Here is a 13,521-nt window from a genome sequence, read left to right on the forward strand (position 1 = left end):
GGCATGGCTCTGGGCCCTCTGCAGCTGGCCTGGCTTGGGGATGCCGTCTGGGAGCTGCATCAGCGGCGGCGTCACTGCGATCGGGCCGAGCGCTCCGTCACCCTGCACCGGGCCGTGGTGGGGGCCGTGAAGGCGGAGGCCCAGGCCATCGCCCTGCTGCGGCTTGAGCCGCTGCTGGACGAGCAGGAACGCGACCTGGTGCGGCGGGGTCGCAATCGGGCCGGTCGAGGACCGCGGCGGGGTGATCCGGCCATCTACGGACAGGCGACGGGATTTGAGACAATGGTGGGCTGGCTCTTTTTGCAGAATCCGCAGCGGCTCGCCAAGCTGCTCGATCACCTGGAGGAGACCGACCCATAACCCCGTTCCATCCGCCGACATCACCATGAGCCCAAGGTTCGATCGCCAACCGGACAAGTCCATCGGCCGGGGAGGACGGGACGGAGCACGTGATGGCGGGCGCGAGGGTCGACGGGACGGAGCCCGCGATGGCGGCCGTGACGCAGGACGGGACGGTGGACGGGACGGGGAGCGACATCCCCGCTTCGGCCGGCCGCGCCCGGGAGGCACCATCGGTCGGGGCAGCTGGGGAGGAGGACGCCCCGATGCCCGCGCCGAGGGGGGGGCCGGTCGTCCTGATGGGCAGCGACCGGAGGCGCGCCGAATCGAACGGACCCGGCCGGAAGGCAGCCGCAGCGAGGGGCGACGCCCCGCCGGCCAGGGGGGACGTTTCGAGCCCCGCGGCCAGATGCGTGATCGCGGCGGCGATCGGCCCTTCGGCAAGCCGCCCCAGCGCTTCGCCGGCCGCAGCGATGCCCGCGACGAGCGCGGTGATCGGCCGGAGCGGCGACCGGAAGGGCGCAGCTTCGAACGACGGCCCTTTGAAGCCCGCGGCGACGACAGCACGGGTGAACTGCGTCGGGGTGGGATGGAACGGGGCGAACCGCGCCGCTACGAGGGGCGTGGAGCCGGCAGCAGCCGTTTCGCCGCCGGGGGTTCCCGCTTCGCAGCTGGTGGTTCTCGATCTGCCGGCGGTAGCTCCCGTTTCGCCGGCGGCGGCTCCCGCTTCGCCGCCGGTGGCTCCCGTTTTGCCGGCAGCAGCAGCCGCGATGGCAGCCGGTTCAGCCGGCCGGGCCGAAGCGACGAACGCCCGCCGGCCAGCCGCCAGGAGCCCGAACCCAGCGGCGAATCGGAAAGCTTCAGCAGCGACACCCCGCCGGATCTGCTCTGGGGCCGTCATGCCGCCCAGGCGGCTCTGGAAAGCGGCCGGCCGATTCACCGGGTCTGGTGCACGCCGGAGATGCGCTTCAGCCCCAAATTCCTGCAGCTGCTGCGGGAGGCCAAGGCCAGCGGCGTGCTCGTGGAGGAGGTCACCTGGGCCCGCCTCGGCCAGCTCACCAGCGGGGCCGTGCATCAAGGGATCGTGCTGCAGACCGCCGCGGCCGAAACCCTCGATCTGCCCAGCCTGATCGAAGGCTGTCGGGAGATCGGCGAACCGCCCCTGCTGATGGCCCTCGACAGCGTCACCGACCCCCACAACCTGGGCGCGATCGCCCGCAGCGCCGAAGCCCTCGGGGCCCATGGCCTGGTCCTGCCCCAACGCCGCAGTGCCGGCCTCACCGGCTCGGTGGCCAAGGTGGCCGCCGGAGCCCTCGAACATCTGCCGGTGGCCCGGGTGGTGAACCTCAACCGCGCCCTGGACACCCTCAAGAAGGAGGGCTATCGCGTCGTGGGGCTGGCCAGCGAAGGCAGCGTCACCCTCGAAGAGGCTGACCTGGATGGTCCGCTGGTGATCGTCACCGGTTCAGAAGGTGACGGACTCTCGATGCTCACCCGCCGCTCCTGCGACCAACTGGTGCGGATTCCCCTACGGGGCGCCACCCCCAGCCTCAATGCCTCGGTGGCCACGGCCCTGATGCTCTACGAGGTGGCCCGCCGCGGCTGGATGAAGACGGTGCTTGGCTCCGCTCCGGCTCCGCGGATCGTGCGTCCGGCCATGCCCAGTGCCGCGGCCGTCCCGATGCCGGCGATGTCCAGCGAACCCGAACTGGACGACGAAGACGCGCCCGAGGCCACCGCGCCCAAGGAAGCCGTCCACAGCCACGGGCAGATCCAGGAAGCCGACGACGAGCTCGACACCTTCGAGGACGGCCCTGCCGATCTCGGCATTGCCCATCCAGAGACGACCGATCTCGAGACCGTTGATCTAGAGACTGCCGATCTAGAGACTGCCCCTCCAGAGGCTGTCCAGCTCGACACTCCCCTCCTGGACACCGTCGAACCCAACCCTACCGATCACGACGCTGCCGATCTCCCCCTGGCCGGCGCCAGTGCTGCCCAGATCCATTCTGATGACAGCAGCGCAGCTGATGCTGAGGCCAGCGACGGCTTCGCCGCCTCTGAGGCTGAGGCCGCCTATGGCGGCGCTTCCGCCTTTGACGGAGATATCCGCCTCTGACGGCATGGCGATTCAGGGGCCGGTGATCTGGGCAGAATGGAAGGGACTGGCGCCCTTTTGATGAATCCCCTGCTCTGGCCCACGCGGAGTGTTGTGAATGGGCTGGGACTGGCCTGGTGGGCCCGGATCGAAACCCACGACCCCGAAGCCGTGTACTGGTTCGGCCCCTTCCTGCGGCGCCGTTCGTTGGAGGCCGCCCTGCCGGCCTTCCTCGCCGATCTCTCCGAAGAGAAGCCCGGCTCGATCGAGCACGAGCTGGTGCGCACCCACAAGAGCGAACCGCTGACCGAATTCCCAGACGACGGCGAGGCTGCCGGCTGAGGACCATGCCCACTGGCGAGGGTGCTGACTGATAGCGTCCATCGCAGTCGTGATCAGGGTGGATGGGGATCGCCGCATGGCGTGAGCAGCTGAACAGCGGCGAGGTGTCCGCCCGCGAGCTCACCGATCACCATCTGGCCCGCATCGAGGCCGTGGATCCCACCATCCACGCCTTCCTCGAGGTGACTGCCGATCGCGCCCGCGCCGACGCCGACCGCATCGATGCCGCCCGTGCCGCCGGTGAAGAGCTCCCCCCCCTGGCCGGCGTTCCCCTGGCGATCAAGGACAACCTCTGCACCAAGGGCATCCGCACCACCTGCTCCAGCCGCATGCTGGAGAGCTTCGTTCCGCCCTACGAATCCACCGTCACCGAGCGGCTCTGGAACGCCGGCGGTGTGCTGCTGGGCAAGACCAACCTCGATGAGTTCGCCATGGGCAGCTCCACCGAGACCTCAGCCTTCGGACCCAGCCGCAATCCCTGGGACCCCGACTGCGTGCCGGGCGGCAGCTCCGGCGGCAGCTCCGCCGCTGTGGCAGCCGGCGAAGGCCTCGCCGCCCTCGGCTCAGACACGGGTGGATCGATCCGCCAGCCCGCCTCCTTCTGCGGGGTGGTGGGCCTCAAACCCACCTACGGCCGGGTGAGCCGCTGGGGGCTGGTGGCCTTCGCCAGTTCCCTCGATCAGGTGGGACCCTTCGCCACCAGCGTGGCCGATGCGGCCGAGATTCTGCAGGTGATCGCCGGCGCCGACCCCCGCGATGCCACCTGCCTCAAGGCACCCGTTCCCGATTACGTGGCCGCGCTGCGCCAGCCGGTGGCGGGCCTGCGGGTCGGCCTGGTGCGCGAGTGCTTCGAAGCCGAAGGGCTCGACCCGGAAGTGAAGGCCTCGGTGCTGGCCGCCGCAGCCCAGCTCGAAGCCCTCGGCTGCGACCTGGTGGATGTGAGCTGCCCGCGTTTCAACGACGGCATCGCCACCTACTACGTGATCGCACCCTCGGAGGCCAGCGCCAACCTTGCCCGCTACGACGGCGTCAAGTACGGCTACCGGGCCGAAGGTGCCGGCGGCCTGGCCGAGATGACCTCCCGCAGCCGCGCCGAGGGCTTCGGCGACGAGGTGCAGCGCCGCATCCTGATCGGCACCTACGCGCTCTCGGCCGGCTATGTGGATGCCTTCTACAAGAAGGCCCAGCAGGTGCGCACCCTCATCCGCCGCGATTTCAATCGCGCCTTCGAGACGGTGGACGTGCTGCTCACCCCCACCTCCCCCACCACCGCCTTCCGCTTCGGCGCCCACAGCGACGACCCCCTGGCCATGTACCTGGCCGACCTGCTGACCATCCCGGCCAACATGGCGGGGTTGCCGGCGATCAGCGTTCCCTGCGGCTTCGATTCAAAAGGCCTGCCGATCGGCCTGCAGCTGATCACGGGCGTGCTGGAAGAAGAGCGCCTGCTGCAGGTGGCGCATCACTACGAGCAAGCCGCCGCTGTGATGGCCAGCCGCCCGGAAGCCGCCCTGGTGCCCTGAGCCATACCGCTGCCCTGGCCCGGAATCGCAGGCGGCACCAGGAGCACCAGATCCGGTGTTTCAGAGCGATACAGCTGCTCTGACACCCCGTATCTAGGGTGAATCAGGTCCAGCGGGCCTAGGGTGCACGGGGCTCCGTTGTCTGCGGTGGCCTGCCGTCCCCAGCCCGTTTCACCCCAGGCATCACCTTGGCCTTCGTCCCGCTCCACAACCACAGCGACTACAGCCTGCTGGACGGGGCCAGCCAGCTGCCGGCGATGGTGCAGCGGGCCGTCGAGCTGGGCATGCCCGCCCTGGCCCTCACCGATCACGGTGTGATGTACGGCGCGATCGAGCTGCTGAAGCTCTGCAAGGGCGCCGGCATCAAGCCGATCATCGGCAATGAGATGTATGTGATCAACGGCTCGATCGAGGATCCGCAGCCGAAGAAGGAGCGCCGCTACCACCTGGTGGTGCTGGCCAAGAACGCCACCGGCTACCGCAACCTGGTGAAGCTCACCAGCATCAGCCACCTGCGCGGCATGCGCGGCCGCGGCATTTTTTCACGCGCCTGCATCGACAAACAGCTGTTGCAGCAATACAGCGAGGGACTGATCGTGGCCACCGCCTGCCTCGGCGGTGAGATTCCCCAGGCGATCCTGCGAGGCCGGCCCGATGTGGCGCGGGAGGTGGCGAGCTGGTACCAGAGCGTCTTCGCAGACGATTTCTACCTCGAGATCCAGGACCACGGCGGCATCGAAGACCGGATCGTCAACACCGGCATCGCCGCGATCGGCGCCGAGCTGGGAATTCCGCTGGTGGCCACCAACGATGCCCACTACCTCAGCGTCGGTGATGTGGAAGCGCACGATGCCCTGCTCTGCGTGCTCACCGGCAAGCTGATCACCGACGAGAAGCGGCTGCGCTACACCGGTACCGAATACATCAAGAGCGAGGCGGAAATGCGCCAGCTCTTCAGCGATCACCTCGAGCCGGCGGTGATCGAGGCGGCGATCGCCAACACCGCCAAAGTGGCCGACAAAGTGGAGGACTACGACATCCTCGGCCGCTACCAGATGCCCCGCTTTCCGATCCCGGAGGGCCACACGGCCGTGAGCTATCTCACCGCCGTGGCCGAGCAGGGCCTGCGGGCAAGACTGAAGCTGGCGGAGGGGGAGGCGTTTGATCCCACCTATGGCGAACGTCTGAGCTTCGAACTGCAGGTGATGGAGCAGATGGGCTTCCCCACCTACTTCCTGGTGGTCTGGGACTACATCCGCTTCGCCCGCGACAACGGCATTCCGGTGGGTCCGGGGCGTGGATCGGCCGCCGGATCACTGGTGGCCTACGCCCTGGGGATCACCAACATCGACCCGGTCACCAATGGCCTGCTGTTCGAGCGGTTTCTCAACCCGGAACGCAAGTCGATGCCGGATATTGACACCGACTTCTGCATCGAGCGCCGCGGTGAGGTGATCGAGTATGTGACCCGCCGCTACGGCGAGGAGAAGGTGGCGCAGATCATCACCTTCAACCGCATGACCTCGAAGGCGGTGCTCAAGGATGTGGCCCGCGTGCTCGACATTCCCTATGGCGAAGCCGACCGCCTGGCGAAGCTGATCCCGGTGGTACGGGGCAAACCCGCCAAGCTGAAGGAAATGATCGGCCCCGAATCACCGGCGCCGGAGTTTCGCGAGAAGTACGAGAACGACCCGAAGGTGAAGCACTGGGTGGATCTGTCCCGCCGGATCGAAGGCACCAACAAGACCTTCGGCGTCCATGCCGCCGGCGTGGTGATCGCCGCCGATCCCCTCGATGAGCTGGTGCCACTGCAGCGCAACAACGATGGTCAGGTGATCACCCAGTACTTCATGGAGGATGTGGAGTCGATGGGGCTGCTGAAGATGGACTTCCTCGGCCTCAAGAACCTCACCATGATCGAAAAGACGCTCGATCTGGTGCAACAGAGCTGTGGCGAACGCATCGATCCCGACGACCTGCCGCCCGCCGATGAAGGCACCTTCGCGCTGCTGGCCCGCGGGGATCTGGAGGGCATCTTCCAGCTGGAATCGAGCGGCATGCGGCAGATCGTGCGGGATCTCAAACCCTCATCCCTCGAGGACATCTCCTCGATCCTGGCCCTGTACCGGCCGGGGCCCCTGGATGCAGGGCTGATCCCCAAATTCATCAACCGCAAACATGGCCGCGAAGCGATCGAGTTCGCCCACGAGACCCTCAAGCCGATCCTGAACGAAACCTACGGGATCATGGTCTACCAGGAGCAGATCATGAAGATCGCCCAGGACCTGGCCGGCTACTCGCTCGGTGAAGCCGATCTGCTGCGGCGGGCGATGGGCAAGAAGAAAAAGAGCGAGATGGAGAAACACCAGGGCCTGTTCGTGCAGGGCGCCACCGAACGCGGCGTCGATCCCAAACTCGCCGAAGCCCTGTTCGAGCAGATGGTGCTGTTCGCCGAATACTGCTTCAACAAGAGCCACTCCACCGCCTACGGCGCGGTGACTTACCAGACCGCCTACCTCAAGGCCCACTATCCGGTGGCCTATATGGCGGCGCTGCTGACGGTGAATGCCGGTGACAGCAGCAAGGTGCAGCGCTACATCGCCAACTGCAACGCCATGGGCATCGAAGTGATGCCGCCGGATGTGAATGCCTCCGGCATCGATTTCACCCCCGTGGGCGAACGTATCCTCTTCGGCCTGTCGGCCGTGCGCAACCTCGGCGATGGCGCCATCCGCCAGTTGCTGGAGGCCCGTGCTGGCGATGGTGCCTTCCGCTCCCTGGCCGATCTCTGCGACCGGATTCCCTCCCAGCAGCTCAACCGCCGCGCCCTGGAGGCCCTGATCCACTGCGGTGCCCTCGATGCGCTCGAGCCCAGCGCCAACCGGGCCCAGCTGATGGCGGATCTGGATCTTGTGCTCGACTGGGCCAGTTCCCGCGCCAAGGACCGGGCCAGCGGCCAGGGCAATCTGTTCGACCTGCTTGGTGGTGGCATGGCCAGTGGTGGTGCCGCGGAAGACAGCACCGCAGCCGGCGGTTCGGCAAGCGGCGACCTCAGCACCGCCCCCAAGGCGGCCTCGGTGAAGGACTATCCCCCCACCGAGAAGCTGCGGCTGGAGAAGGATCTGGTGGGGTTCTACCTCTCCGACCATCCGCTCAAGCAGCTGGCCCAGCAGGTGAAATTGCTGTCGCCGGTGAGCCTGGCAGCCCTGGAAGAACAGGCGGACAAGGCCAAGGTGAGTGCGGTGGTGATGGTGCCGGAGATACGCCAGGTCACCACCCGCAAGGGCGACCGAATGGCGGTCCTGCAGCTGGAGGATCTCACCGGCAGTTGCGAAGCTGTGGTGTTCCCCAAGAGCTATGCCCGGCTGGCGGATCACCTGATGGTGGATGCACGGCTGCTGATCTGGGGCTCGGTCGACCGGCGCGACGACCGGGTTCAGCTGATCGTGGACGACTGCCGCAGCATCGAAGACCTGCAACTGCTGCTGGTGGAGCTACCCGCCGAGGCCGCTGCCGACATCGGTGTGCAGCATCGACTGCGCGAATGTCTGCAGCGCCACCGTCCGCCCCAGGACGAAGCGGGGCTGCGGGTGCCGGTGGTGGCCATGGTGCGACAGGCCGAGAAGACCGTCTATGTGCGCCTGGGCCACCAGTTCTGTGTGGCCGATGCCGAAGCTGCCGTCGCCACTCTGGGCTCAGCAGACTTCAGGGCCTCCCTGCGCTCTCCCCTCAAGGCGGGGTAGTACCTCACTCAGCCGGGCTGCCCTGGCGCATGGCCCGCACGGACTGACGCAGTCGTCCGAGATTGACGCGGATCTGCTCGAAGCCCAGCAGGCTGCCCGGCGCATCCTCCCAACTGGAAGACAGCACGCCGTAGCTCAGACCGACCAGGCCCAGCAGGAAAAAGCCACCGGAGGTCACCAGGGTGAGGGCGGGAGCAATGTCCACCACCCCTCGGCTGACCAGGAAATAACTAGCCACGAACACCCCCATGCCAAGAGCGGAGGGAATGCCCGTGGCAATGGCAATACGACGGGCCATACGGTTGGCCACCGCCTCAGGGATGGCCTGCTTGCCACGGGTGGCTTTGGCGCCGCCCGACGCTTTGGCGCAGCCCGACGCTTTGGCGCTGCCTGAGTCTTTGGCGCTTCCCGTGGATCTACTGCTGCCCTTTGAAGTCTTCGTGGACCCGCGGGGTTCAAACGGCTTGGGCTGTCCCTGGCGGGCCATGGCGAGACCTCAGCCGCGGATGCCGAGGGTGGCGATCAGGGAGGTGTAGCGATCCTCACTGTTGCTGCGCAGGTAGGAGAGCAGCCGCTTGCGGCGACCAATCATCTTCAGCAGACCCTGGCGGGAGGAGAAATCATGGATGTTCTTCTGCAGGTGTCCGCTGAGCTGACTGATGCGCTCGCTCAGCATCGCCACCTGCACTTCGACCGAACCCGTGTCGGTGCCGTGGGTCTGATGGCTGTTGATCAGTTCCTGCTTCTGGATGGTGTTGAGCGGCATGGGGGCGGCGTCTGGCCCGTAACGAACAATCATCCACCCTACCTTCCAGCTGAACAACCTCCCAGCCGAACGGCCTTCTGGCAGAGCAACCCTCTGGCAGGCCAATCCTTTCCTGTTGAGATCAGGCCGCTGGCCGCGACAGCCAGCGCAGGCAGGCCGCCAGCCAGGTCTCGGCGTCGCCGCAGAGGCCGAGCTCACCCTGGGCAACAGCGGCGGCATCACTGGCCGCCACGGCCCGCAGAGCCCGGTGAATCTCCAGCACCTCATAGCCGAGGGCTTCCAGGGTCTGCTCCACCTCACTGCGGGTGGACGCGACCAAGGCCGTCGCCGCGCCCTCCGCTCCAGCGGCCGGACTCTCCGCCCAGTCGTCGAAGCCATCCACCACGCCGTCCAGCAGGTCGGCGAAGCGCTCCTGCAGACGGCCCCGCAGTTCCACCGACAACCGCTCCGCCGTGCGCTTGCCCACCCCGGGGGCACTGCTGAGCTGGCGCAGATCCGCCTGCACGATGGCGCGGGCCAGCTCCTCGGCCGCCATGGCACCCAGCAACCCCAGGGCCATCTGCGGGCCCACGCCACTCACGGCCACCAGCTCGCGGAACAGGTCGCGCTCCTGCCGTTGGGGGAAGCCGTAGAGCGTCCAAGCATCGTCCCGGATGGCGTGATGGATGTGCAGGCTGAGCCTCGACCCAGCCGACGGCAGCTCCCGCCAGTGCCGCTGGCTCAGTTGCACCTCATAGCCCACACCCTGGCAGAGCAGCAGCAGTCCGCAGCGCGCCCCCTGCTGCCAGGGATCGCTCACCTGCCCTTGCAGCCAACCGATCATGGGGAAGCTCGCTTCGTCGCCCCCATGCTGCCCGCCCTGCCACCCCCTTCGCAGTTGCGCCGGCTGCTCACAGGCAGCCTGATCCTGCTGGCGCTGCTGCTGCCGCTGAGCCTGGGGGGATGTGGCGGCGTGGGGCAGCCGCCGCGGTCTGTGCTGCTCAGCGCCCTGGGCCTGCAGATCGACCTCACCCAGGGGGCCATTGCCCAGGCCCTGGCCCTGGAGCCGGCCGGCCCGCCCGAGGTGAGCCGGGTGCGGCTGGAGCACCAGGAGAGCCTGGCCATCGGTGAGGCCAAGGGCCTGCACCTCAATGGCCGTTTCGACTGGCGCCTGGCCGGCGATCCCATCCGGGTCGATACCCCCTTCGATCTCTATCTGCAGCGGGGCGAGCGGGGCCAGAGCTGGCGGCTGGCCCAACCGACCGGCAGCAGCGACGGTCTCAACCAGGACTGGCTGACCTACCCCCTGCCCCTGAACGGCCGCTCAGGCTGAGCAGGGTGGCCAGCAGCACCAGGGCCGCGCCCAGCAGCGTCCAGCCGTCGATCCCTTCCTGGAAGATGAGCCAGCCCCAGAGCCCGGCGAACACCACCTGGGCGTAGCTGATCGCCGTGGCCGTGGCCGCCGGCAGGGCGGTGAGGCCCCGGGTGAGCCACACCTGGCCCAGCTGGGTGAACAGTCCAACCCCCACCAGCCAGAGCAGCTCCACCGGCGTGGGCATCACCGGATCGAGCGCCACCAGCGGCAGGCTCAGGGGCACGGCCACCAGGGGGAAATAGAACACGATCACCAGGGGATGCTCACTACGGCCCAGCTGGCGCACGCTCACGTAAGCCAGGGCGGTGCACAGGGCTCCGGCCAGGGCGATCAGCACCGGGATCAGCGGCAGGGAGGGGGCGGCGCGGCCGATTCCGCCCAGCAGCAACGCCGGCTGGGCCACCAGCAGCACCCCCAGCCAGCCCACCGCCATGGCCGCCAGAACGCGCCGGCCGATCCGCTCCCCCAGGGCCAGCCAGGCCAGCAGGGCGGTGAAGGTGGGGTAGAGGTACTGCAGCACCGTGGCTGACGCGAGCGGCAGCGCCGCCAGGGCCACGTAGACGCACAGCAGCGCCAGGGTGCCGATGGCCCCCCGCACGATCAGCAGGCCACGCCGGCGGCCCCAGGGATCGATGTCGGCGCGGCGCAGCAACCACCAGCTCAGGGCCACGCTCAGCAGCGCCCGGGCCAGCACCACCTCAGCGGCGGGAATGCGGGCGCCCACCTGCTTGACGCACACCCCCATCAGGCTGAAGCTCAGGGCGCTGAGCAGCATCGCCCGCACGGCGGCGGCCTCGATCGGGGTTGACCCCAGCGGCAGAACGCGCACGAGTGTCCCTGGCGGGCTGCTCAGGATCGCACTCTGCGACCAGGCCCTCCGGCTCGCTGGTGCACCTCAGGCCTTGCCATCGCGACTCCGGCCTTGTCATCACAGATCGGCGCGGGACATCAGCCCGCAGTGCCATCGAAACGGCAGCGGCCGCCTCCTGATCCCTGCAGAATCGCCGTCAGGCCCTCTGCTGCACGCCTGGGCTCCGCATCGGTGCCAGAAGCGCTCCATCGATGCGGCTGCCGCCGGCTTCGCCGGCCTGTCGATCCCTTCTGCTTTCTCCTCTCCTTTCTTTTCTCCTTTCCCCCTCCGCCCTTCCCTTGAGCCTGCCCCGCCTCCACCCCCGCACGATCGAGGCCGTCAAGGAACGGGCCGACATCGTCGATGTGGTGGGCGAGCACGTGGTGCTCAAGAAGAAGGGCCGCGAGTTCGTGGGGATCTGCCCCTTCCACGACGACAAATCGCCGTCGATGACGGTGTCGCCGGCCAAGCAGTTCTATTACTGCTTCTCCTGCGGTGCCGGCGGCAACGCCATCAAGTTCCTGATGGAGCTGCAGCGCCAGAGCTTCGGCGATGTGGTGCTGGAGCTGGCGCGCAAGTATCAGCTGCCGATCGAGACCGTCGACGGACCGCAGCAGGAGCGGCTGCGCAAGCAGCTGTCCCGCCGTGAACAGCTGCATCGGGTGCTCACCCTGGCGGCAGGCTGGTTCCGCAGCCAGCTGCGCAGCCCCGAGGGCGCCGCGGCCCTCGCCTACCTCAAGGACAACCGCGGCCTCAGCGAAGGCACCCTCGAGACCTTCGAGCTGGGCTACGCCCCGGACCGTTGGGACGGTCTGCTCACCCACCTGCAGCAGGTGGAGGGCCTCGGGGTCGATCTGCTGGAGGCCGCCGGGATGGTGGTGGCCCGCAAGGGCGGTGAGGGCTTCTACGACCGCTTCCGCCATCGGGTGATGGTGCCGATCAAGGACCGCCAGGGCCGGGTGATCGGCTTCGGCGGCCGCAGCCTCGATGGCGGCGAACCGAAGTACCTCAACTCTCCGGAAACGGAGGTGTTCGAGAAGGGCAAGCATCTGTTCGGCCTCGACCGGGCCACCGCCGCGATCCGCAAGGACGACCAGGCGGTGGTGGTGGAGGGCTATTTCGATGTAATCGCCCTCCATGCCGCCGGCATCACCAATGCGGTGGCGGCCCTGGGGACAGCGTTGAGCAGCCAGCAGATCACCCAGATCTGCCGCGGCTGCGACAGCAAGCGGCTGATCCTTAATTTCGACAGCGACGGCGCCGGCGTGCGGGCCGCCCAGCGGGCGATCGGCGAAGTGGAGCAACTGGCCCTGCAGGGGCAGCTGGAGCTGCGGGTGCTGCAGCTGCCCGCCGGCAAGGATCCCGACGAGTTCCTCAAGCAGCACGGCCCCGGCGAGTACCGCGCCCTGCTGGAAGCCGCGCCCCTCTGGCTCGACTGGCAGATCGAGCAGGTGCTGGCCGACCGCGATCTCGCCCGGGCCGACCAGTTCCAGCAGGCGGTGGCTGGCCTGGTCGAACTGCTCGGCAAACTCCCCCAGAGCGCCGTGCGCAGCCACTACCTGCAGCAGGTGGCGGAGCGGCTCAGCGGCGGCCAGGCCCGGTTGGCCCTGCAGCTGGAGGAAGACCTGCGCCAGCAGGTGAAGGGCCAGCGCTGGCACGGGCGCTCCCAGAAGTGGGAGCAGCCCGGCGAAGCGGGACTGCGGGAACGGGCCGAGGCGGAGGTGCTGCGGCTCTACCTCCACTGCCCGCTGCACCGGCCCCTGATCCGGCGGGAGCTGCGCCAACGGGACCTGGAAGATTTCGCCCTGCAGCACCATCGCCTGCTCTGGGCCGCAATCAGCGCCCTCGAGGAAGACAACCTCGGGGCCGGCCGGCTGGAGGCGATCAACCGCGGCAGTGATGGCGGAGAGGATCTGGCCGATCTGGATCTGCCACGGTTGCTGAGCGATCAGCTGGTGGTGGAGCAGAGCGCCCTGCTCAGCCGGCTGACGCCGCTGCTGGAACCCAGCGAACTGCATCGCATGGCCCTGGCCCAGCCCGAGCTGCAGCTGCGGGGCACCACGGCCGTGCTCGAGCGGCAGCGGGCCCTGAAGCGCTGCCGGCACCTGCTCGATGCCTGGAGGTCCCAGAACCTGGAAACGCTGGAACGCTGCCTCGCCCGCCTGCTGAACACGATCGACACCCCCACGGCCACCCATGCCCCGGCACAAGCCCATGCCCCGACACCACCCACGGCACCGGCTGAAGCCGCCCTGGACATGGAGAGCCGCATCGAGGCCATGTTCGCGGAGCTCAACGCCGACGCCCTGCGCTTCCAGGACCACTATTACAACGAGCGTCGCTACCTCGAGCAGCTCGATGCCCGCCGCCGCGCCGGCTATGAGGAGCTGGTGCGGGAAGCCAGATCGGAGCTGAGCTCGGGCCCGGCCTGAGGCTGGCTGCCGTCCATCTGGCCGCCCGACAGCTGGCTGCCGTACAAAATGAGGGCATCGTGCGTGCATGGTGT

At 68.1% G+C, this 13,521-nt stretch carries 11 protein-coding genes; 7 read left to right on the plus strand and 4 right to left on the minus strand.

Annotated features, from left to right (window positions below; genetic code table 11):
- Positions 1-3: 3 nt before the first annotated feature.
- The 5 genes from KQ310_RS13115 (at position 4) to KQ310_RS13135 (ending at position 8,045) form a co-directional block, all read left to right on the plus strand.
- On the plus strand, positions 4-360 hold the full coding sequence (locus tag KQ310_RS13115; protein WP_259722175.1) for a ribonuclease III domain-containing protein: 357 nt from the start codon (positions 4-6) through the stop codon (positions 358-360).
- Between the two features lie 25 nt (positions 361-385).
- Complete coding sequence (gene rlmB / locus KQ310_RS13120) at positions 386-2,458, plus strand: 23S rRNA (guanosine(2251)-2'-O)-methyltransferase RlmB (protein ID WP_259722176.1); 2,073 nt, start codon at positions 386-388, stop codon at positions 2,456-2,458.
- Between the two features lie 60 nt (positions 2,459-2,518).
- Positions 2,519-2,779: a DUF1816 domain-containing protein gene (locus KQ310_RS13125; RefSeq protein ID WP_259722177.1), complete on the plus strand. Its 261-nt coding sequence runs from the start codon at positions 2,519-2,521 to the stop codon at positions 2,777-2,779.
- A gap of 62 nt (positions 2,780-2,841) precedes the next feature.
- Positions 2,842-4,302, plus strand: coding sequence for an Asp-tRNA(Asn)/Glu-tRNA(Gln) amidotransferase subunit GatA (gene gatA / locus KQ310_RS13130; RefSeq protein ID WP_259722178.1), 1,461 nt, complete (start codon positions 2,842-2,844; stop codon positions 4,300-4,302).
- A 188-nt stretch (positions 4,303-4,490) separates the two neighbouring features.
- Entirely contained in the window at positions 4,491-8,045 is a 3,555-nt protein-coding gene (locus KQ310_RS13135) for a DNA polymerase III subunit alpha (protein ID WP_259722179.1), read from the plus strand.
- A gap of 4 nt (positions 8,046-8,049) precedes the next feature.
- Here the strand turns inward: KQ310_RS13135 and KQ310_RS13140 are convergent, their stop codons facing one another.
- From KQ310_RS13140 to ruvA, 3 genes are all read right to left on the minus strand, one after another.
- Positions 8,050-8,532: a PAM68 family protein gene (locus KQ310_RS13140; RefSeq protein ID WP_259722180.1), complete on the minus strand. Its 483-nt coding sequence runs from the start codon at positions 8,530-8,532 to the stop codon at positions 8,050-8,052.
- Between the two features lie 9 nt (positions 8,533-8,541).
- The gene (rpsO, locus tag KQ310_RS13145; RefSeq protein WP_259722232.1) at positions 8,542-8,811 is read right to left on the minus strand and encodes a 30S ribosomal protein S15; all 270 of its coding nucleotides are present in this window, start codon (positions 8,809-8,811) and stop codon (positions 8,542-8,544) included.
- A 121-nt stretch (positions 8,812-8,932) separates the two neighbouring features.
- Positions 8,933-9,634: a Holliday junction branch migration protein RuvA gene (gene ruvA, locus KQ310_RS13150; RefSeq protein WP_259722181.1), complete on the minus strand. Its 702-nt coding sequence runs from the start codon at positions 9,632-9,634 to the stop codon at positions 8,933-8,935.
- 24 nt (positions 9,635-9,658) lie between these two features.
- Between ruvA and KQ310_RS13155 the strand changes: the two genes are divergently transcribed.
- The gene (locus KQ310_RS13155) at positions 9,659-10,123 is read left to right on the plus strand and encodes a hypothetical protein (protein WP_259722182.1); all 465 of its coding nucleotides are present in this window, start codon (positions 9,659-9,661) and stop codon (positions 10,121-10,123) included.
- On the opposite strand, the gene KQ310_RS13160 is transcribed toward KQ310_RS13155, so the two are convergent.
- Positions 10,071-10,940 (minus strand): DMT family transporter, encoded by an 870-nt coding sequence (locus tag KQ310_RS13160; RefSeq protein ID WP_259722233.1) that lies wholly within the window; start codon positions 10,938-10,940, stop codon positions 10,071-10,073. The two genes, KQ310_RS13155 and KQ310_RS13160, sit on opposite strands and share 53 nt — an antisense overlap.
- 374 nt (positions 10,941-11,314) lie before the next feature.
- Here KQ310_RS13160 and dnaG point away from each other — a divergent pair, with 374 nt between their 5' ends.
- Positions 11,315-13,447 carry a DNA primase gene (dnaG, locus tag KQ310_RS13165; protein WP_259722183.1) on the plus strand — a complete coding sequence of 711 codons (2,133 nt, stop codon included), beginning with the start codon at positions 11,315-11,317 and terminating at the stop codon, positions 13,445-13,447.
- The last annotated feature ends 74 nt before the right edge of the window (positions 13,448-13,521 follow it).

The sequence above is a fragment of the Synechococcus sp. CS-1328 genome (genome assembly GCF_025128095.1).
Taxonomy (GTDB): Bacteria; Cyanobacteriota; Cyanobacteriia; order PCC-6307; family Cyanobiaceae; genus CBW1002.